The sequence below is a fragment of the Streptomyces sp. NPDC014623 genome (assembly GCF_043088245.1).
Taxonomy (GTDB): Bacteria; Actinomycetota; Actinomycetes; order Streptomycetales; family Streptomycetaceae; genus Streptomyces.
In genome coordinates this window covers 170,698-190,258 of the sequence record NZ_JBIBZU010000010.1, presented here as the reverse complement: position 1 = coordinate 190,258, position 19,561 = coordinate 170,698, and the positions used below count along the sequence as shown (strand labels likewise).

Here is a 19,561-nt window from a genome sequence, read left to right as displayed (position 1 = left end):
GTCATCGGCGTGCAGGAACCGGGCGGGGTGACCGAGCTGCGGGCAGCCCTGCTGAGGCTGCGCCGGACCAGTGGGCTGCCGGTGGTCTTCGGCGGGCTCCTGTCCGACACCCGCCACGCCCGGCTCGCCGAGCTGAGCGGGGCACGGACCCCCGCGCTGCGCGGGCTCGTCGTCTCGGCGGGGAGCGGGCTCGGCGGCAAGGCGATCGCCCTGTCACGCCCGTGCGCGGTCACGGACTACCCCACGTCGCGCCACATCAGCCATGAGTACGACACAGCCGTCGCGGCGGAGGGCCTGCGCTCGGTCGTCGCGGTGCCCGTCGTCGTACGCCGGGTGGTGCGCGGTGTGCTGTACGGGGCGCTGCGCGAGCCGCTGGCGCTCGGGGACCGGACGTTCGACGCGACGGCCTCCGCGGCACGGGACGTGGAACAGGCCCTGGCCGTCCGGGACGAGGTGCAGCAGCTCCTGGCGGCCACCCGGGAACAGTTCACCGAGCCCGGCACGGACCCCGGTGCCTGGGAGGACGTCCGCGAGGCACATCGCGAGCTGCGCGCGCTGGCCCCGAAGATCGTGGACCCGATGCTGCGTGGCGAACTGCTCACCGTGTGCGGGCGGCTGGCGTCGGCTGCGGGGGCGGGCGGGAATCCGGCGGCCGGGCGGGTGCGACTGGCACCGCGTGAGGTGGATGTGATGGCCTGCGTGGCGTCGGGCGCGACGAACGCCGCCGCGGCCGAACGGCTGGGGCTGCGGCCGGAGACGGTGAAGAGCTATCTGCGGTCCGCGATGCGGAAGCTGGGTGCGCACACCCGGCTCGAGGCGGTGGTGGCGGCACGCCGTGCGGGACTGTTGCCCTGAGCCGGGCCGGGCGTGGGCCGGGGCCGGCCGCGTCGGCCTGACACGCTTCGGTCCCCCGGTTCCCGGCCCGCCCGGGACTTCTCAGTCCCCGAAGTCGACGAAGGTGTCGAACCGGACGTCACAGGCGGGCGCCGGGGACATCACCGCCGCCATGTCCACGGCCTCCTGGGTGATCTCCTCGCGTGCGGCCGGGCCGAGCTCGCCCAGGGCCTGCACGGTGATGACCGCCGTGTCCGTGCTCTCCTCGATGCGCCAGAGCGCGGCCAGGAAACCGTCGGCCAGGACGGTCCCGTAGGACTGGTTGCCGACGCCGTTGCGTCCCTTGTACTCGGGCGGGATCACCCGGGTCCGGTCGGCGTGGCCGAGCAGGACGTTGTCGAACTCGGGGAGGAAGCGCGGCGGGGCAGGGGTGTCGGGGTCGGGGCGCGGGGCGCCGGGCAGGTCGAAGAGTTCGACGCCGTTCTCGTCGCGGAAGACGACGAGGCCGGGCCGCAGGCGTTCGAAGACCTCACGCATCCGGGTGAGTCCGGACCACATCTGCATGTCCTTCACCGAGGCCGGTCCGAAGGCGCCGAGGTAGCGCAGCACGGTCGCGTCGGGGGAGGCCGCCGGTCGTGCGGGGCTGTCCAGCCAGTGCTCCGCGGTCGTCAGGGCGACCTGGCCACCGCGCCCCCACAGTCCGCGCGGAGTCACCTGGACCAGGGGCAGCCGGCAGCGGGCGGCGACCGCGAGTGCCCGGGGGTCGGCCTCCGGCCAGTGCGGGAGCAGTTCCTCCCGGAGTTCCTTCATGGTGCGCGGGCGTTCCTCGACCAGTTCCCTGGCGAGCGAGGCGAGCCGGTCCAGGTCCACACCCGTGAGCCCGTTCCGGAACATGTTCAGCTCCCGGTCACGCGCCGGCTGGACCAGGGGACGCAGTGTGAGGGCGTCCTCGGCGGTGTGCGTGTGGATGGTGGAGCGCAGGGTGACGATCCTGACCACCTCACGGGACTCCATCAGTGCCGAGAGCGAGGCCGGGTCGAAGCCCTCCAGCCTGGAGAAGAGCTGGAAGTACGGCGGCCTGGTGTTCTGGGCCTGGAGACCGACCAGCCGGCTGACGGCGTCCTTCACCGGGACGGCGGTGCGCCGGAGCAGCAACTGGCGCGCCGTCGTCGCCCTGTTGAGTGCGCGGGTGGAGAGCACGGGAGCGTGTGCGGCGTCCATGGCCCGCAGATTACCCGGGCACCGCGGGCACCGGCCCGGAACGGGCGACACCCCCACATCCCGCAGCACCGCCGACGGGACGGTGCCTGCCCCCATGATGGGGCGGTGATCAGTGTCCTGTTCGCCGTCCTGACCGCTCTCAGCAACGGCACCGCTTCGGTGCTGCAGCGCCGGGCCGCCCTCGGTGTGCCGGACGGCGAGGCGATGCGTCTGTCGTTGTTCGGGCATCTGCTGCGGCAGAAGGTGTGGCTCGCCGGGATCGCTCTCGTGGTCGTCGCGGCCGTCTGTCAGGCGGTGGCCCTGGCCACGGGACCCATCGCCGTGGTCCAGCCGATCTTCGTGATCGAACTGCCGGCGACTCTGGTCGTCGCCGGATACGTGATGCGGGTCGGTGTGCCGCGCCAGGTGTGGGCCGGGGTGGCCGCTGTGACGCTGGGCCTGGCCCTGGGGATGGCTGCCGCCGCACCGGTCGGCGGCAGCGAGGACGTCCAGGGGGCGGCCTGGATCCCGGCCCTGGTGGCGACCGGGGCCTTCGAGGCCGTGCTGATCGTCTCGGCGCTCGGCACCGCCGGCGATGCCCGGGCCGCCCTGCTGGGACTGGCCGCGGCGTGCGGTTACGCGCTGACCGCCGCGCTGATGAAGGACGCCATGTCGCAGCTCGACGGCGAGGGGGCGCTCGGTCTGCTGACGGCGTGGCAGCTGTACGCCACCGTGGTGGCCGGCGTGGGGGCGCTGTTCCTCCTCCAGAACGCGCTCCAGGCCGGCACGCTGGTGGCGGTGCAGCCGATGCTGACGCTCGGGGACGCGCTGATCAGCATCACCTACGGGGTGACCTTGTTCGGTGAGGAGCTGCGGTCCGGATGGTGGCTGCTGCCCCAGCTGGCCGGGGTGGCTCTGATCGCCGTCGGCTGTGTCGTCCTGGCCCGCTCCCCGCTGGCGGCCGCGAACGCGGCGCCGCCGCGTGTGGAGTGAACCGGGGCGCCGCCGCGTGTGGAGCGGTCCGTTCAGGGCCGTCCCCGCGCCGGGACCTCCTCGCCGGGCGGGACCGGCCCGGGCGGGGTGCCGTCGCCGAAGGGGCGGCCGCCCAGCTGCTCGCGGTGGTGCGGGGTCAGCCAGCCCGACAGGTCGGGGCCGAGCGGCACGATGCCGGTCGGGTTGATACCGGTGTGCACCTGGTGGTAGTGCCGCTTGATGTGGTCGAAGTCCACGGTGTCGCCGAACCCTGGGGTCTGGTAGAGATCGCGGACGTACGCCCACAGGACGGGGTCCTCGGCGATCTTGGAGCGGTTGCACTTGAAGTGCCCGTGGTAGACGGAGTCGAAGCGCACCAGCGTCGTGAACAGCCGGATGTCCGCCTCGGTGATCGTGTCGCCGACCAGGTAGCGCTGACCGGCGAGACGTTCGGAGAGGAGGTCCAGGCGGCGGAACACATCGACGTACGCCGCCTCGTACTCACCCTGCCCGGCGGCGAATCCCGCGCGGTAGACGCCGTTGTTGACGTCCCTGTAGACACCGTCCATCACCGTGTCGATCTCGTCGCGCAGCCGCTCCGGATAGAGGTCGGGGGCGCCGGGACGGTGCAGGTCGGTCCATTCGGTGGCGAGGTCGAGCGTGATCTGCTGGTAGTCGTTGGTGACCAGGGCCCGGGTCGGTACGTCGACGACCGCGGGCACACTGACCCCGCCCGGATGGTCGCGTTCCCGTGCCTCGTAGGCCTCGCTCAGGTAGCCGATGCCGAGCACCGGGTCCTTGCCGCCCTCGTCGAGGGTGAAGCGCCAGCTGCGGTCGTCCTGGATGGGGTCGGTGACGGCCAGTGAGAGGGCGTTCTCCAGCCCGAGCAGCCGGCGTGAGACCAGGGCCCGGCTCGCCCAGGGGCAGGCCCGGCTGACGACCAGCCGGTAACGCCCGGCCTCGACCGGCCAGCCGTCCCGGCCGTCGGCGGTGATGCGGTCGGCGAAGTGACTGCGGGAACGTTTGAAGGGCTTGCGGCCGTACGCGGTGTTCCCGCCCTGTGCCCGGTCCTCGTTGTCGCTCATGGTGTTCCCCTCGGGGCGTCGGTGGTGCCGGACGTCTGGACACGTTTCCTTCCCCGCCTGCCCGCCGCGACATCGGCCAGTGCCACGATCAGGGCGGCGAGGACGAACGCGACCGAGACGAGCAGCCCGTGGTCGTAGGCCGTCGCCCAGTCGCCGGGGCCCAGCTGGGCGAAGAAGAGCGATCCCACCGCGGCGATCCCGATGGACGAGCCGACGCGCTGGCTGGTCTGGAGGGTGCCGCCGGCGCTGCCCCCGTTCTCGACCGGCACCTCGGCGAGGGTGAGGGTCTGGTTGGGTGCGATGACGAGTCCGCTGCCCAGGCCTGCCAGCAGCAGCGGAGCCGCCATCGCGAGCCCGGCGCCCCGGCCCGGCACCAGATGCGCGGCCAGCGCGGTCAGCCCGAGTCCGGCGGCCACCATGGTGAGCCCCACGACGATGAGGGGCCGCCCGAAGCGGCCGACCAGCCGGCCGCCGATGCTCGCCGACGCGCCGGCGCCCAGGGCGAACGGGGTGATCGCCAGACCCGCCTCCAGGGCGCTGTAGTGCAGCCCGGACTGCAGGTAGAGCGTGCTGATGAAGAAGATCGAGGTGAAGCCGGCGAAGTACAGGAGGATCATCAGGCAGCCGAGCCAGAAGGACCGGAGCCGGAAGAGTGAGAGGTTCAGCACCGGCTGGACGCCGTGTCGCGTGCAGCGGGACTCCCAGGTGGCGAAAGCGGTGAGCAGGACCGCCGCGACCGCCACGAGCAGCCACTTCTCCTCGCCCGGCCACTGCTGGGCCTGGACGAACGGCAGCAGCAGGGCAAGGACCCCCGCTCCCAGCAGCAGGACTCCGACGGGGTCCAGGTCGCGGGGGCGTACCCGGGTCGCCGTAGGCGTGTCGGGGAGGAGCCGCCGGGCCAGCAGGAGACAGACGATCCCGATCGGCAGATTGACGTAGAACACCCAGCGCCAGCCTTCCTGCGCCCCGGCGCCCTGGATCAGGAGGCCGCCCAGCAGCGGGCCGACAGCGGTGGAGATGCCGACCACCGTGCCGAACATGCCGAAGGCGCGGCCCCGCTCGCGTCCGGAGAACATCTGCTGGATCAGTGCGGAGATCTGGGGTGAGAGCAGTCCGCCTGCCGCGCCCTGGAGGAGCCGGGCGACGACGAGCCAGAGGCTCGACTGGGCGGCCCCGCAGGCGGCGGAGGCCAGTGTGAAGAGGGCCAGCCCCGCCATGAACACCGCGCGCCGCCCCCTCGCGTCCCCCAGGCGTCCGCCGGGGATGAGGACCAGACCGAAGGCGAGCGCGTATCCGGACAGGACCCACTGGAGGTCGGATTCCGGGGTGTCGAGGCCCTCCTTGATGGACGGCAGCGCCACATTGACGATGGAGACGTCCAGCAGCGTCATGAAGCCCGCCACCAGGCAGACGGCCAGCGCATGCCAGCGACGGGAGTCGCCGGGCCGGGTGCCGGAGGAGGCCGTGTCCCGGTTCCCCGTGCTCGCTGCCATGACCCGCACCCTAGGACGCGGGGTCCCGATCGTCACCCCGGGCGCGCCGTACGGTGGGCCGGCGGTCCCCTGTCAGCCGTCATCCGGCCTGTCCGGTCGCTTCGCGGGTACCCGTGGAGGCATGACTGTCGCGAAAACGAGTGTTCTGGTCCTGGACTGTTCCGAGCCCGTGGAGCTCGCCGAGTTCTACGCGGCTCTTCTGGACGCCGAGACGCGCGTCGGGGACGACCCCGACTTCGTCGAGATCGTCGGCCACAGCGGTGTGTGTCTGGCGATCCGCCGCGATCATGGCTACGCGCCGCCGAGCTGGCCCCGCCCCGAGGACTCCCAACAGGCCCACCTGCGCATCCTGGTGGACCGGGGCGACATGGACGAGGCCGAGCGCGAGGCGGTCGGGCTGGGCGCCCGGCCTGTGGAGGCCAGGGACAACAGCGGTCCTCGGGACGTCCGCGTGTACGCGGACCCGGCGGGGCACTCCTTCACCCTGGCCGTGCACCCCGCCCCGGCGCCGTCCGCCCCACCGGCCTCCTAGGAACGGGACTTCCGGGCCCCCGCTCAGGCTGCCGGAGGTGTTCCGCAGGATCCGACCGTGACGGGAACCACGGGCGCGGGGGGTGCCGGGGGCGGCGACGCCCGAGGCAGGCGCGCCGACCGGGACGGAGTGGCTGCTGCGCGGAGCGGCGGCGGCCGGAACACACTGCTGGACGCCCTGGCCGGGAGCAGGCTCCTCGTCCTCGTCGCCCGGCTGCACGCGGACACCCCGGGTTTCACTCCCCCGCCCCCCCACGCAGCCCGGTCCCGCGGCGCCGGGCCGCACGTGTGTCGCGGTGCTGACCTGCGGCGTGCTGCCTCCCTGGCACCCCGGCTGGGTGTTCGAGGCAACCGGACGCGAGGACCTCGCGCGCCGCTGGCCGGACGGGGTGCGGTGGCTGGCGGTCGATCCGGGCACGCCGTACGCCGTCACCCTCGAGGCGGGGCCGGTGCGCCGTCGGGCGTGGCTGAAGGCGTACGCGCGGACCGGCGGTCCGCAGGGCGGCCGGCTGCTGACCCACCGGGCCGGCCGGGTCTCCACGACGGTCGCCTACGACTACGGGCGCGCTGTGAACCTGGCCGGACGAGGGCTCTCCGCCCGCTTCTGCGTCCCGCACGAGGCGGAGCAGGCCATCGTGTACACCGGTGCGCTGAGCAAGTCGGCCTACCGCGCCTGGGAGGAATTCTCCGCGGGGTACGCACTGGGCCGTGTGCTGCGGTTCGACGGTGAGGACTACGGCGACTACCACCAGGACAATGTCACGGCGCACCGCCTGCTGGCGGAGAGCGGAGGCAGCCCCTGGCGGAACCCTCCCTGGCGCTGATCCCTGGCGCCGCCTCCCCGCCCCGGGCCCGGTGCCGGGGAGCCGCTCACCGGGCCGCCGCCGCGGGACCGATGCCGGTGCGGGCGTCACGGATGCCGGCGGTCTCGAACAGCCGGCCGGCCCGGTCAGGCCGTAGTGCTCGCGCAGGGGCGTTCCGGTCCGTCCGGGGCGGGACAGGACCCGCTCCTGGAGGATCTGGACGGCCTTGTCCGCGAACGCCTCCGGTCGGGAGGGGAGCACGGCGGGCATGATGCCGAAGCCGTCGGCGCCCGCCTGACCGCGCGGTGGGCTCCCGGGCCGCGGAGCCAGCCCTGCGCCGGGGCCGTTTCCGGCATGCCGAGGAGCGTCACAGGCCACCGCTCCGGCCGACGGCGCCAGGGCGCCCGTGGCCGGCCGGCGGGCAGGCCCGCACCGGAAGCCACCCCGTCCGGCTCCGAACTGTGGTGCGAGCACGGGGAATGACGCCCGGAATTAAACTCCGGTCTCTTGCCACGTCCGGTCTACGCGCATAGCTTTTGGCCCCTCACTACACTTTCTTGGGGGCAGTTCCCGTGCACATAGCCAGACCCGGCTCCGCCCTGCTGGCCGCCGCCGTCGCCGTGACCCTCTCGGTGACCGCGCTGCCCGCCGCCTTCGCGGCACCGTCGTCGTCGGCCGTCATCTCCGAGGTGTACGGCGGCGGGGGAAACTCCGGCGCGACGCTCACCCGTGACTACATCGAGCTGGCCAACGCCGGCGGGAGCGCCTTCGGCCTGTCCGGCTTCAGCGTCCAGTACCTGCCGGGCGCGCCCTCCGCCGGTTCCCTGTGGCAGGTCTCCGGACTGTCCGGCACCGTCGCACCGGGTGGCCGCTACCTCGTCGCGCAGGCCATGGGCGCCGGTGGGACGGTGGCCCTGCCCACCGCCGACGCGACCGGGGCGGTCGCGATGTCCGCGGCGAGCGGCACCGTCGCACTCGTCTCCGGCACCACCCCGCTGACCTGCAGGACCGCGGCGGACTGCGCCGCCGACGCCCGCATCGTCGACCTCGTCGGCTACGGCTCCGCCGTCGTGCGCGAGGGCAGCGGCCCCGCGGCCGGCGCCTCCGCCACCGCCTCCGTGGCGCGCGGCACGTCCCTGGCGGACACGGACGACAACGCCGCCGACCTGACCGCGGGCGCCCCGACACCCGTCAACGCGGCGGGCGAGATCCCCGGCGGCTCCGGACCGGGCGGACCCGGCGGGCCGGCCGAGCCGGGCGCGGTGCGGGTGCACGACATCCAGGGCACGACCCGGCTCTCCCCGCTCGCCGGGAAACCCGTCACCGGAGTCCCCGGCGTGGTCACCGGCGTACGGACCACGGGTTCACGCGGCTTCTGGATCCAGGACACCGCGCCGGACGGCGACGCCCGCACGAGCGAGGGCCTGTTCGTCTACACCGGCTCCACGGCCCCCACCGTCGCCGTCGGCGACTCGGTGCTGGTCAGCGGCAAGGTCGCCGAGTACTACCCGGCAACCGGTGCCCAGTCGCTCACCCAGATCACGGCTCCGCTGACCACGGTCCTCTCCTCGGGCAACCCGCTGCCGGAGGCGGCCGTCCTGAACGCCTCCTCGGTGCCGGACGCCTATGTGCCGACGGCCGGCGGCGGTTCGATCGAGGCGCTCACCCTCGCCCCGGAGACGTACGCCCTGGATCTGTACGAGTCGCTGGAGGGCGTCCGCGTCACGATGTCCGACACCCGGGTGACGGGCGCGACGACCGCGTACGACGAGGTCTGGGTCACGGTGAAGCCCCGGGAGAACCCGACCCGGCGCGGCGGCACCCTGTACGCCTCCTACGAGGACCGGAACACCGGCCGCCTCAAGGTGATGTCGCTGAACACCGCGCAGCCCGTACCGGTCGCCGATGTGGGTGACGTGCTGTCCGGCTCCACCACGGGCGTCGTCGACTACGCGTCGTACGGCGGCTACAACGTGCAGGCCACCGAGCTGGGCACGCTGAAGGACAACGGCCTGGAACGCGAGGTGACACGCAAGCAGAAGCGCAAGGAACTCGCCGTCGCCACGTACAACGTGGAGAACCTCGACGCGGCCGACGAGCAGGCCAAGTTCGACACGCTCGCCCACGGCGTGGCGGTCAGCCTCGCGTCACCGGACATCGTGTCCCTGGAGGAGATCCAGGACGACAACGGTGCGGTGAACGACGGCACCGTGGGTTCCGAGGCGACGCTGAAGCGCTTCACGGACGCGGTCGTCGCGGCGGGCGGACCCCGGTACGCCTGGCGTTATGTGGCTCCTCAGGACGGCCGGGACGGCGGCGAGCCCGGCGGCAACATCCGTAACGTCTTCCTCTTCGACCCCGACCGGGTCGATTTCGTGGACCGCGCGGGCGGCGACGCCACCACCGCCGTGCAGGCGGTGAAGACGAAGAAGGGTGCCGCCCTCTCCGTCTCGCCCGGCCGGATCAACCCCACGAGCACGGCGTGGGACAACAGCCGCAAGCCACTGGCAGGCGAGTTCCGCTTCCGCGGTGAGAGCGTCTTCGTCATCGCCAACCACTTCGCCTCCAAGGGCGGCGACCAGTCGCTGCACGGCCGCTACCAGGAGCCGGTGCGCGGCTCGGAGACGCAGCGCGTGCGGCAGGCGACGGAGGTGAACACCTTCGTCACCTCGCTCCTGACGGCGGACAGGTCGGCTCGGGTCGTCACACTCGGCGACCTGAACGACTTCGCCTTCTCCCCCACCATGAAGGCGCTGACCAGTGGCAAGGTGCTCAGGCCGCTGATCACGACGCTGCCCGCGGGCGAGCAGTACAGCTACGTCTACGACGGCAACTCGCAGACCCTGGACCACATCCTGACCAGTCCCGCCGTCCGCCGTTTCGACTACGACGTGGTGCACATCAACGCCGAGTTCGCCGACCAGGCGAGCGACCACGACCCGCAGATCGTGCGCATCGACGTGAAGGGGAAGGGCCACCGTCACTGACGCGTCCGGGGCCGGCCCCGGGGCGGGCCGCCGGCTCGCCCCGGGAGCTCACCGGCGTGTGGTGGGCGGACCGGAGCGCGGTGGCGACTCGGGCACTGCTTCCGCCGGGCCGAACGGCGGATCGGCTCACCCGCCCGCTCCGGTACCCGAATCCGCCGGACGTCCCCCGGTGGACGTCCGGATGGGCACGGACCGCTTCCCTGCCCTCGCCGCAACCGGGCCGAGGAGGGCCGGGGCCGCAACAGGGCTCCCTGTGACGGACACCGAGCCGTACACTCCGCGATCATGACCTTCGAAACGGTGTACGCCGGCGCGCCCGGCCCCGGCGGGCCCGCCCTCTTCCCGACGATGTCCACCATGCGCGCCATGCGCCGCCTCAAGCCGGACCCCGTCCCGGACGAGACGATCGACCAGTTGATCCAGGCCGCGGTCTGGGGGCCGAGCGGCGGCAACATGCAGCGCTACGAGTACGTGGTCGTCACCGACCGCGCGGTGATGGCCGAGCTGGCGCCGCTCTGGAAGCGGTGTGTGGACGCCTACCTCGCGACGACGGGCAAGCACGCGCCGAAGGGCATGGACGGCGCGGCGTACGGGCGGATGGTGGCGGCGATCGAGTACCAGCGCGACCACTTCGCGGACACCCCGGCACTGATCATTCCCTGTTACGCGTTCCCGGAGCCGCAGTTCGACGAGGAGGGCCTGGGCGTCTACGCCGAGTCACTCGGCCCGGCGGGCCTGGAGCACATGGCGGATACACAGACCCGTTTCCAGGCCCTCGCGGAGGGCTCCTGCGTCTATCCCGGCGTTCAGAACATCCTCCTCGCGGCGCGGGCACTGGGGCTCGCGGCCAACCTCACCATCTGGCATCTGATGCTGGAGCAGGAGTGGAAGAAGGTCCTCGGGATCCCCTCGGACACGCACACCTTCGCCGCCATTCCGGTGGGGTGGCCGCAGGGCAACTTCGGACCGGTGCGCCGCCGCCCGGTCGCCGATGTGGTCCACCGGGACCGCTGGTAGCCGCATCCGCGTGCCGTCATCCTCCGAGGGGGTGACGGCGCACCCGGGTGCACCTCGGCCGGGCCTCAACTCCATCGGAGTGAAAGCGCTCCGGACACGAGAGCACCTTATTGTCATGCCCAAATCAGATAGGTAGCCTGTGCGGGCTCAGCGGCCCCCGGCCCGCCCCGACCGGTCCGGCGGCCTTCCTCCCCCCACAGACCTGGAGCAGGTATGTCCCGACGCCCCGCCGGCCACACCCGAGGCCGCGCAGCCGTTCTGGCCTCCCTCACCGTCACCGCCCTCGTCGCCGCCGGCCATCCGGCCACCGCCGTCCCCGCCGACGAGAACCCCCTGAACCAGGCCTTCGAACGGGCCGCCGGGAAATTCGACGTACCACGTGACCTGCTCGCCGCCGTCGGCTACGGCGAGACGCACCTCGACGGACACGACGGGCGCCCCAGCCAGGACAACGGCTTCGGCGTGATGCACCTCGTCAGCAACCCCTCCAGTCGTTCCCTGGAGAAGGCCGCCGCACTGACGGGCGAGTCCACGGACGATCTGCGCAAGGACGACGAGACCAACATCCTGGGCGGCGCGGCCGTGCTGCGGAGCCACGCCGACGCGCTGGGCCTGGACAGGGCCGAGCGGGCGGACATCGACGCCTGGTACCCGGCCGTGGCCCGCTACAGCGGAGCCCAGGGCCCCGTCGCCGCCCTCTACGCGGACACCGTCTACACCTTCCTCGCACAGGGGCTGCGGGCCACCGTCGCCGGCGGCGAGCGGATCACGGTCGCCTCACGCCCGGTGTCCCCGGACAAGGGCCCCCTGGCGAAGGCCGACATCGCCGCCCCGAGCCCGGACTATCCTCCGGCCCTCTGGGTGGCCGCCGACTCCGGCAACTTCGCGACGGGCCGTACCGCGGCGGTGGACAAGGTGGTCGTCCACGTCACGCAGGGCTCCTACGCCGGGACCATCAGCTGGTTCCAGAACCCGGCGTCGAAGGTCAGCTCCCACTACGTGGTCCGTTCCTCGGACGGCCAGATCACCCAGATGGTGCGCGACAAGGACACCGCGTACCACGCCAGGAGCGCGAACGCCTCGTCGCTGGGCATCGAGCACGAGGGATTCGTCGACGACCCGTCGTGGTTCACCGACACGATGTACCGCTCCTCGGCGGCTCTGACGAAGTACCTGTGCGACCGTTACGGCATTCCCAAGGACCGTTCACACGTCATCGGGCACAGCGAGGCCCCCGGGAACGACCACACCGACCCGGGTGTCAACTGGAACTGGACCTACTACATGCAGCTCGTCGGCGGCTCCGGCAGCGGGGCCGACGGGCTGAGCTTCGGGTCGTACACCACCCAGCAGAAGGGTTCGACGGGGCCACAGGTGAAGGCCGTCCAGACGCTCCTCAACCGGCAGGGCTACGAGGCGGGTGCCGAGGACAGCGTCTTCGGCACCACCACCGAGAGCGCCGTACGGGCGTTCCAGACCGCGCGCGGCCTCGCCGCCGACGGCAGGGTCGGCCCGAAGACCTGGACGGCGCTGCTCTCCGCCGGCAGCACCCCGGCACTCACCACGGGCGCCTCGGGCGACGCGGTGAAGCGGCTGCAGCGGGCACTGACCGCGGCGCTGGGCAGAACCGTGGCCGCCGACGGGGCCTTCGGTACGAACACCGACAAGGCCGTGCGCGACTACCAGAGCTCACGAAGCCTGCAGGCCGACGGCAGCGTCGGCTCCGGCACCTGGGCCGCACTGCAGTCCGGTCGCTGAGGCAGGAGCGGGGGCGCCGGATCCGGCGCCCCCGCTCCTGCCCGCCGAGCACCGCCGCCCAGTCCCCCGGACGCGTCCTGGGCCTGCCCGGGGGCGGCGCCCCCGGAGGGCCGGAGGGCGCTCGTACACCGTTCGCGCACCCGGTCGAGATGCGGAGCACTCTCCCGGAAGGGCACACTCCGCCGACGGGCGGCGGTGAAGGGCGCCTCCCGGTGCGGCCGGCGCCGGGGGAAGAACTGCCTGGTCCTGCCGCCGGCACCCGGGCGGACCGTGCACCGCCCGGCGCGTTTCGGGCGGCACCCGCCTGCCGCACGCCGAGATGGCCCCGCACCCCGGGCAGGGCGCGGGACCACCTCGACAGGGCTGTTCAGCAGGTCACTTCAGCCCGAAGGCCCTGATGACCTCCTGGTCGACGGTCAGGCCGCCGGGGCCCTCGGCGCGTGCCCTGAGCGAGACGGAGCCGGCGCGCTTCGGTGTCCTGAACTTCGCGGTCCACTCACCCGGCGAGCCCTTGCGCAGCTGCGCCGCGCTCCAGGTCCTGCCTTCGTCGTAGCTCACCGACAGGGAGGCCCTGGCCGCCTTCACCGCACCGTCCAGCCACGCCTGCGTGCCCACCTCGATGCCGACCTCGACCTGCTTGCCGGCCTCGGCGTCACCTGCCAGGTCGGTGTCCACGTCGTAGGCCGGCTGGAGCAGCGGGATGTCGGCCTGCCGCGTGCCCTCGGGCAGAGCACCCGAGACGAAACCCCACTCGGTGTGCGTCCGGGTCGAGGTCTTCCACGTGGCCTCGTCCCGCGCCGAGTCGATGACCAGGCGGTACGGCACCTTCTCGGGCGACAGGTCCCAGGCGTGACCGGCCCGGCCCACGCCCTTCTCGATCAGGGTGTCGCCCTGGTAGAAGGCGTAGGACGTGGTGTCGTACTCGTCCGCGGGCATCGAGCCGGAGTGGCCTTCGCCCGAGTCGGTCCACGGCGTGATGTTGAACTGGACGTCGTTGTACGCGGTGCGGAACGGACCCCAGTAGCCGGTACCGAGGCGGGGGCCGGTCACCGGGGCGAACCAGTCGGCGCGGTAGGTCCGGCCCGCCGTGTAGTCGAGCTCGGCGCTGCGCATCTCGTGCGCACGGTCGGAGGCGTCGGCGTTCAGGACCGAGTGGTTCTCGTACCAGAAGGAGTCACCGGGGAGCGGGGTGACCCACTCGGTGCGGGTGCCCGGGTGCTTCTCGTACTCCTCGGAGCCGAGACCGGGGCCGTAGTCCGGGATGTCGTAGCGGTAGCCGCCGCCGAGCGTCGCCTTGTGGCCGTAGAAGGTGTTCTCCACCTTCGCCAGCCGGCGGACCGACGGGGCGAAGGCCAGCGAGCGGTCCGGGACGGCGCCCTCGTGACGGTCCACCAGGTCGTAGAGGTACGAGGCGAACTCCTTCTGGTCGACGGAGAGCTTCCTGCCGCGCTGCGCCGCCCTGACCAGCGTCTCGCCCGCGGCCTTCCGCACCGAGGCGACCGGGATGGTGGTTTCCTCGCCGTAGGGCGCGTAGCTCTCCATCGCGACTCCGCGGCCGTCGTTGACGACGAAGAGCGCCTTCGCGCCCGCCGCGAGTGCGTTGGCCAGCCGTTCGGCGGGCGGGACGGCCTCACTGCGGGTGACGACGACGGCCTTGCCCTTGGCGCTGCGGCCCTTGTAGTCGGCCGCGGCTCCGTTGCCGGCGAAGACGCCGGTGAGCTTCTGCTCGCTGTCCTCGGCGACGGCCGAGCCGTTCTGCACCGTGACCGGGACGTCGTGGCCGTCGGCACTCAGGCCGATCAGTTCCTCGCTCTGGCGCCAGCGGGTGAGGAAGCTGAAACCGCCCTCGGTGACCTTCTTCGTCGGGCTGACCCACAGCTGGTCATAGGTCAGCGGGATCTGGAAGGCGTCACGCTGGACCACGCCCTCGGGGGACGTGCGCGCCATGTCGTAGCGGAGCTGGCGGGTCTCGGTCTCCCGCGGGGTGCGCACGCTGACCTTGCGGGCCTTCGAGGCGTCGAGGGTGACGGTGGTGGCCTTGTCGAGGATCGTCTCGGGTGCCGCGAGGAAGGCGACGGCCTTCGAGTCGGGGCGGTCGCCGTCGATGTCGGCGGAGGTCCATGCGGTGTAGTTGCCCGGGGGCAGCCGAAGCGTGGTCCCGCCGGAGACCTGGACGAGCCCGAGCTGCGGGTCGCCGAGCGCCGCGAAGACCACGGTGCCGTCCATGGGCCGACCCGCACGGTCGCGAAGGCGGAGCGTGAGGTCGTAGAGCTCCTGCTCCTTGTGCACGGCGAAGCCGGTGTGGGCCACCGTCGTGCCGGACGCGTCGGTGGCGACGACCTGGCCGGAGAACCGGGTGTCGTCCGCGACCTTCGACGGGTCGATCGAGAGGACCGCCTCGGCGGTGGAGCCGGCCGGGACGGTCAGCTCCGACGTGGACAAGGTGTAGGCGGCCGCGTCCGTGTCGGTCGCCAGGTTCAGCGTGACGTCGTCGTCACCGGTGTTGTGGTAGGTGAGGGTGCGCTCCGCCACCGCGTCCTCGGCGCTGTGCGGCCAGTCGTACGACGCGACCTCGACGGAGCCGGTGGCCTCGATCGTCGTGCCGATGGCGGCCTTGACGTCGAGGCGCCCGGTGCCCTGCTCGTACGGCGTGTAGCCGGGCAGCCGCTCGGACGAGCTCATCAGCACGTCCTTGATGCGCCGGCCGGACCACTCGGGGTGACGCTGCTTCAGGATCGCCGCGGCGCCGGCGACGTGCGGGGTCGCCATCGACGTACCGGACATCTGCTGGTACATGCCCTCGATGCCGGGGACCGACTGCGAGGCCGCGGCGTTGATGTCGACGCCGGGGGCGGACAGGTCGGGCTTCAGACCATGGGACCGCACGAGCGGGCCCATGGAGGAGAAGGCGGCCCGGCCGTCCTGCTTGTCGACGGCGGCGATGGTGAGCGCGCTCGCGGCGGAACCGGGCGACCCGATGGTGCCCGCGCCGTAGGCGTTGCCCGCGGCGATCACGAACAGCGGACCTCCGTCGGCCGAGAGCGCGTCGACGGCCTGCGCCATCAGGTCCGTACCGTCGTCCGGGATGCTGGATCCGAGGCTCATGGAGACGACGTCGGCCCCTTCGGCCTTCGCCCATTCCATGGCCTCGATGATGCCGGAGTCGGCGCCGGACCCCCCGTCGCTCAGGACCTTGCCGACGAGCAGGTCGGCCTCCGGCGCGACGCCCTTGTCGGCGCCGCCGGAGGCCGCGCCCGAGCCCGCGATGGTGGAGGCGACATGGGTGCCGTGCCCGTGCTTGTCGACGACCTCCTCGCCGGGGACGAAACTCTTGGACCGCGTGATGCGGTCCTTGACGTCCGGGTGCGTCGCGTCGATGCCGGTGTCCAGGACGGCGACCGTGGTGCCCTTGCCGTCGAAGCCGGCGGCCCATGCCTGCGGGGCGCCGACCTGCGGCACGGAGTCCTCGAGGGCCACCTCGGCCTTGCCGTCGAGCCACAGCTCGGCGATGCCGTTGTCCAGCGAACGGCTCTTCTCCGTGGGGGCGATGTCGCTCCAGAAGCCGCGGACGCCGTCCTTGTCGCTCGTGAGCGCCACGCCGTTCACCGACTCGAGCCGGCGGACCGTCTCGCTGCCACGCGGGGCGGCGGGAAGCGAACGCGCCGTGCTCGCGGAGTAGGTGGCGATCAGCGGTATCCCGTCCGAACGCCGGTCGTCGTAGCCCATCTCGACCAGCGCCGAGATGTTGAACAGCCGGCGGTCCAGCTTGTCGGCGGCGATGAGGGTGCTCGCCTCGTCAGGGATGACGAAGATGTCCTCCCCGGCCTGCTGCACGTGCACGCCGCCCTGCGCACCGTCGGGGCGGTCGACGGTGACGGTGTCCTGGCCGCCCGCGCCGTCCGCGTAGTGGACGACGTCACCGGTGACCAGCGTGATGTCGTAGGCGCGGGCCTCGGGTCCTTGGCGGTCCTCGGCGGTCGGTGGCTTCGGGGCGGCGGTGGCGGAACCCGCTGCGGGAAGCATGGCGCCGCTCACCAGGGCGACCGAGGTCGCTATGAGCAGAGCCCTGCGTCCCGCGCGAACGGGTCTCGCCCGGCCGGAAACGGAGGAGAGGAAAAATGTCATGCAGCTGATCTACCGGTAGATCCGGGGCCGCGGACGGCTTCGCCCCTGGCGTGAAACCGCCGTGGCGGCAACCCGCCCGCCGTGATCGGCCGCCGGTGGCCCGGATCAGGCCACCGAGGCCAGCGGGGTGCCGCTCTCGTGGTGGATCGGGGTGTGGGCGCCCTTCAGCGGCAGGCCGCTGCCGCCGCGCCGCACCGCGACGATCTCGGCGGCGATCGACAGGGCCGTCTCCTCCGGCGTACGGGCTCCGAGGTCCAGTCCGATCGGCGAGTGCAGTGCCGCGAGCTGCCGCTCGGTGACACCGGCCTCACGGAGCCGCTCGTTGCGCTCCAGGTGGGTGCGGCGCGAGCCCATCGCACCGACGTAGGCGACCGGCAGCCGCAACGCCAGTTCCAGCAGCGGGACGTCGAACTTGGCGTCGTGTGTGAGGACGCAGAGCACCGTCCGCGCGTCCACCTCGGTGGTGGCGAGATAGCGGTGCGGCCAGTCGACGACGATCTCGTCCGCGTCCGGGAAACGGGCCGCCGTGGCGAAGACGGGCCGGGCGTCGCACACGGTGACGTGGTACCCGAGGAAGCGCCCGGCCCGCACCAGGGCGGCGGCGAAGTCGATGGCCCCGAAGACGATCATCCGGGGCGGCGGGACGCTCGATTCGACGAGCAGGGTGACCGGGCTGCCGCAGCGGGACCCCTCGGCGCCGATGACGATCTCTCCCGTACGCCCGGCGTCGAGCATCGCGCGGGCCTCGGCGGCGGCGCTGCGGTCCAGCTCGGGGTCTCCGCCGAACCCGCCCTCGTACGTACCGTCGGAACGGACGAACAGAGGACGGCCCAGCAGGCCCTCCGGCCCCTCGGTGACGCGGGCGACCGCCGCCGCGCGGCCCTCCGCCGCGGCGGTGAACGCGGCGGCGAACACCGGGCGCGCGGGGTCGTCCGCGCGCACCGGGCTCACCAGGATGTCGATGACGCCGCCGCAGGTCAGGCCGGCCGCGAAGGCGTCGTCGTCGCTGTAGCCGAAACGCTCGCGCACGGTGGTGCCGTCCTCGATCGCCTGCCGGCACAGCTCGTACACCGCGCCCTCCACACAGCCCCCGGAGACCGACCCGACGGCCGTGCCGTCGCTGTCCACGGCCAGGGCGGCGCCCGGCTGCCGGGGGGCACTGCCGCCGACCGCCACCACGGTGGCCACGGCGAACGTGCGTCCCTGCCCGGCCCACCGGTGCAGCTCCTCGGCGATGTCCAGCATGGCGTGTCTCCTTCTGACGGGGTGCGAGGGGGAGCCGGTCAGCTGACGCCCAGCCAGCTCTCGATGGGGTTCAGGGCGAAGTACACGACGAAGACCACCGTCAGGACCCACATGAAGGCGCCGACCTCGCGGCTCCTGCCCTGGGCGAGCTTGATGGCCGAGTACGAGACGACGCCCGCGGCGACACCGGTGGTGATGGTGTACGTGAACGGCATCAGGGCCACGGTGAGGAAGACGGGTACGGCCACGGAGCGGTCGCCCCAGTCCACGTGCCGGGCGTTCTGCATCATCATGGCCCCGATGACCACGAGGGCGGCGGAGGCCACCTCGGCCGGCACGATCGCCGTGAGCGGGGTGAAGAAGAGACAGGCGGCGAAAAAAAGGCCGGTGACGACGGAGGCCAGCCCGGTGCGGGCTCCCTCACCGACGCCGGTCGCCGACTCGACGAACACGGTCTGGCCGGAGCCGCCGGCGACACCTCCGATCGCACCGCCCGCGCCGTCGATGAACAGGGCCTTCGAGAGACCTGGCATCCTGCCCTTGTCGTCGGCGAGTTCCGCCTCCGTGCCGACGCCGATGACGGTGGCCATCGCGTCGAAGAAGCCGGCCAGCACGAGGGTGAAAACGATCATGCCGACCGTCATCACGCCGACGTCACCCCAGCCGCCGAACCCCACGTTCCCCAGGAGCGAGAAGTCCGGTGAGGAGACCGCGCTGCCGCTCAGCTCGGGCGGGCCACTGCTCCACGCCTCGGGATCGATGTCAGCGACGGCGTTGACGACGATCGCGGCCAGGGTGCCGGCGACGATGCCGATCAGGATCGCGCCGGGCATGTTCCGCGCCTGCAGCATGAAGATCAGGAGCAGGGTCACGGCGAAGAGGAGGACCGGCCAGCCGGCGAGCTCACCCGCCGGGCCCAGGGAGAGGGGTGTCGCCGTCCCCTTGTGGACGAAGCCGGCCTTGAAGAGGCCGATGAGGGCGATGAAGAGCCCGATGCCGATGGTGATGCCGTGCTTCAGCGCGAGCGGAATGGCGTTCATGATCATCTCGCGGAGGCCGGTGACGACCAGCAGACAGATCACCAGCCCGTAGATCACGCACATGCCCATGGCCTGCTGCCAGGTCATGACAGGCGCGACCTGCGACGCGAGCACACCGGAGACGCTCAGCCCGGCCGCGAGCGCGAGGGGTACCTTGCCGACGAATCCCATCAGCAGGGTGGTGGCAGCCGCGGCGAGTGCGGTGGCGGTGATCAGCCCGGACCGGCCGAGCAACTGGCCGTCGACGTCCTCGCCACCGAGGATGAGCGGGTTGAGCAGGAGGATGTACGCCATGGCCATGAAGGTCGTGACGCCGCCGCGCACTTCGCGCGCGACGGTGGATCCCCGTTCGGATATGTGGAAGTACCGGTCGAGCCAGGACCGCCCGGCGGGGGCACGCGAGCCGGGGCCCGCGTCCTCCGCGCTCGTCCTGGGTTCCACGGACTGCTGGGTCATGTTTGCCTTACTCCC

13 protein-coding genes are annotated in these 19,561 nt (G+C 72.4%); 7 read left to right on the top strand and 6 right to left on the bottom strand.

All coding sequences use genetic code 11. The features are described from left to right. The first annotated feature begins 9 nt into the window (after positions 1-9). Positions 10-855: a response regulator transcription factor gene (locus ACF1FZ_RS18350; protein WP_391774490.1), complete on the top strand. Its 846-nt coding sequence runs from the start codon at positions 10-12 to the stop codon at positions 853-855. Between the two features lie 81 nt (positions 856-936). On the opposite strand, the gene ACF1FZ_RS18345 is transcribed toward ACF1FZ_RS18350, so the two are convergent. Further along, complete coding sequence (locus ACF1FZ_RS18345; protein ID WP_391774409.1) at positions 937-2,055, bottom strand: winged helix DNA-binding domain-containing protein; 1,119 nt, start codon at positions 2,053-2,055, stop codon at positions 937-939. Between the two features lie 105 nt (positions 2,056-2,160). Between ACF1FZ_RS18345 and ACF1FZ_RS18340 the strand changes: the two genes are divergently transcribed. Beyond that, positions 2,161-3,027: a DMT family transporter gene (locus ACF1FZ_RS18340; RefSeq protein WP_391774408.1), complete on the top strand. Its 867-nt coding sequence runs from the start codon at positions 2,161-2,163 to the stop codon at positions 3,025-3,027. Between the two features lie 32 nt (positions 3,028-3,059). Here the strand turns inward: ACF1FZ_RS18340 and ACF1FZ_RS18335 are convergent, their stop codons facing one another. Both ACF1FZ_RS18335 and ACF1FZ_RS18330 read right to left on the bottom strand, forming a co-directional pair. Continuing rightward, positions 3,060-4,091 (bottom strand): glutathione S-transferase family protein, encoded by a 1,032-nt coding sequence (locus tag ACF1FZ_RS18335; RefSeq protein ID WP_391774407.1) that lies wholly within the window; start codon positions 4,089-4,091, stop codon positions 3,060-3,062. Continuing rightward, on the bottom strand, positions 4,088-5,584 hold the full coding sequence (locus ACF1FZ_RS18330; protein ID WP_391774406.1) for an MFS transporter: 1,497 nt from the start codon (positions 5,582-5,584) through the stop codon (positions 4,088-4,090). The genes ACF1FZ_RS18335 and ACF1FZ_RS18330 overlap by 4 nt, the downstream gene beginning before the upstream one ends. Positions 5,585-5,705: 121 nt before the next feature. Here ACF1FZ_RS18330 and ACF1FZ_RS18325 point away from each other — a divergent pair, with 121 nt between their 5' ends. The 5 genes from ACF1FZ_RS18325 (at position 5,706) to ACF1FZ_RS18305 (ending at position 12,680) form a co-directional block, all read left to right on the top strand. Continuing rightward, positions 5,706-6,116 carry a VOC family protein gene (locus ACF1FZ_RS18325; protein ID WP_391774405.1) on the top strand — a complete coding sequence of 137 codons (411 nt, stop codon included), beginning with the start codon at positions 5,706-5,708 and terminating at the stop codon, positions 6,114-6,116. A 337-nt stretch (positions 6,117-6,453) separates the two neighbouring features. Beyond that, entirely contained in the window at positions 6,454-6,939 is a 486-nt protein-coding gene (locus ACF1FZ_RS18320) for a DUF1266 domain-containing protein (protein ID WP_391774404.1), read from the top strand. 551 nt (positions 6,940-7,490) lie between these two features. Next, positions 7,491-9,905: an endonuclease/exonuclease/phosphatase family protein gene (locus tag ACF1FZ_RS18315; protein ID WP_391774489.1), complete on the top strand. Its 2,415-nt coding sequence runs from the start codon at positions 7,491-7,493 to the stop codon at positions 9,903-9,905. A gap of 285 nt (positions 9,906-10,190) precedes the next feature. After that, positions 10,191-10,922, top strand: coding sequence for a nitroreductase family protein (locus ACF1FZ_RS18310; protein WP_391774403.1), 732 nt, complete (start codon positions 10,191-10,193; stop codon positions 10,920-10,922). A gap of 213 nt (positions 10,923-11,135) precedes the next feature. After that, positions 11,136-12,680: a peptidoglycan-binding protein gene (locus tag ACF1FZ_RS18305; RefSeq protein ID WP_391774402.1), complete on the top strand. Its 1,545-nt coding sequence runs from the start codon at positions 11,136-11,138 to the stop codon at positions 12,678-12,680. A gap of 375 nt (positions 12,681-13,055) precedes the next feature. Here ACF1FZ_RS18305 and ACF1FZ_RS18300 read toward each other — a convergent pair whose 3' ends face one another. The 3 genes from ACF1FZ_RS18300 to ACF1FZ_RS18290 form a co-directional block, all read right to left on the bottom strand. Further along, on the bottom strand, positions 13,056-16,703 hold the full coding sequence (locus ACF1FZ_RS18300) for a S8 family serine peptidase (RefSeq protein ID WP_391774488.1): 3,648 nt from the start codon (positions 16,701-16,703) through the stop codon (positions 13,056-13,058). Between the two features lie 207 nt (positions 16,704-16,910). After that, positions 16,911-18,050, bottom strand: coding sequence for an XdhC family protein (locus tag ACF1FZ_RS18295; RefSeq protein WP_391774401.1), 1,140 nt, complete (start codon positions 18,048-18,050; stop codon positions 16,911-16,913). A gap of 38 nt (positions 18,051-18,088) precedes the next feature. Then, positions 18,089-19,546 carry an NCS2 family permease gene (locus tag ACF1FZ_RS18290; protein WP_391774400.1) on the bottom strand — a complete coding sequence of 486 codons (1,458 nt, stop codon included), beginning with the start codon at positions 19,544-19,546 and terminating at the stop codon, positions 18,089-18,091. Between the last annotated feature and the right edge of the window lie 15 nt (positions 19,547-19,561).

What these genes read in the sequence shown, in the direction of transcription:
- ACF1FZ_RS18335 (WP_391774407.1), bottom strand. Translation starts at nt 4,091, where the DNA reads ATGAGCGACAACGAGGACCGGGCACAGGGCGGGAACACCGCGTACGGC.
- ACF1FZ_RS18345 (WP_391774409.1), bottom strand. Translation starts at nt 2,055, where the DNA reads ATGGACGCCGCACACGCTCCCGTGCTCTCCACCCGCGCACTCAACAGG.
- ACF1FZ_RS18330 (WP_391774406.1), bottom strand. Translation starts at nt 5,584, where the DNA reads ATGGCAGCGAGCACGGGGAACCGGGACACGGCCTCCTCCGGCACCCGG.
- ACF1FZ_RS18310 (WP_391774403.1), top strand. Translation starts at nt 10,191, where the DNA reads ATGACCTTCGAAACGGTGTACGCCGGCGCGCCCGGCCCCGGCGGGCCC.
- ACF1FZ_RS18325 (WP_391774405.1), top strand. Translation starts at nt 5,706, where the DNA reads ATGACTGTCGCGAAAACGAGTGTTCTGGTCCTGGACTGTTCCGAGCCC.
- ACF1FZ_RS18300 (WP_391774488.1), bottom strand. Translation starts at nt 16,703, where the DNA reads ATGCTTCCCGCAGCGGGTTCCGCCACCGCCGCCCCGAAGCCACCGACC.
- ACF1FZ_RS18305 (WP_391774402.1), top strand. Translation starts at nt 11,136, where the DNA reads ATGTCCCGACGCCCCGCCGGCCACACCCGAGGCCGCGCAGCCGTTCTG.
- ACF1FZ_RS18290 (WP_391774400.1), bottom strand. Translation starts at nt 19,546, where the DNA reads ATGACCCAGCAGTCCGTGGAACCCAGGACGAGCGCGGAGGACGCGGGC.
- ACF1FZ_RS18295 (WP_391774401.1), bottom strand. Translation starts at nt 18,050, where the DNA reads ATGCTGGACATCGCCGAGGAGCTGCACCGGTGGGCCGGGCAGGGACGC.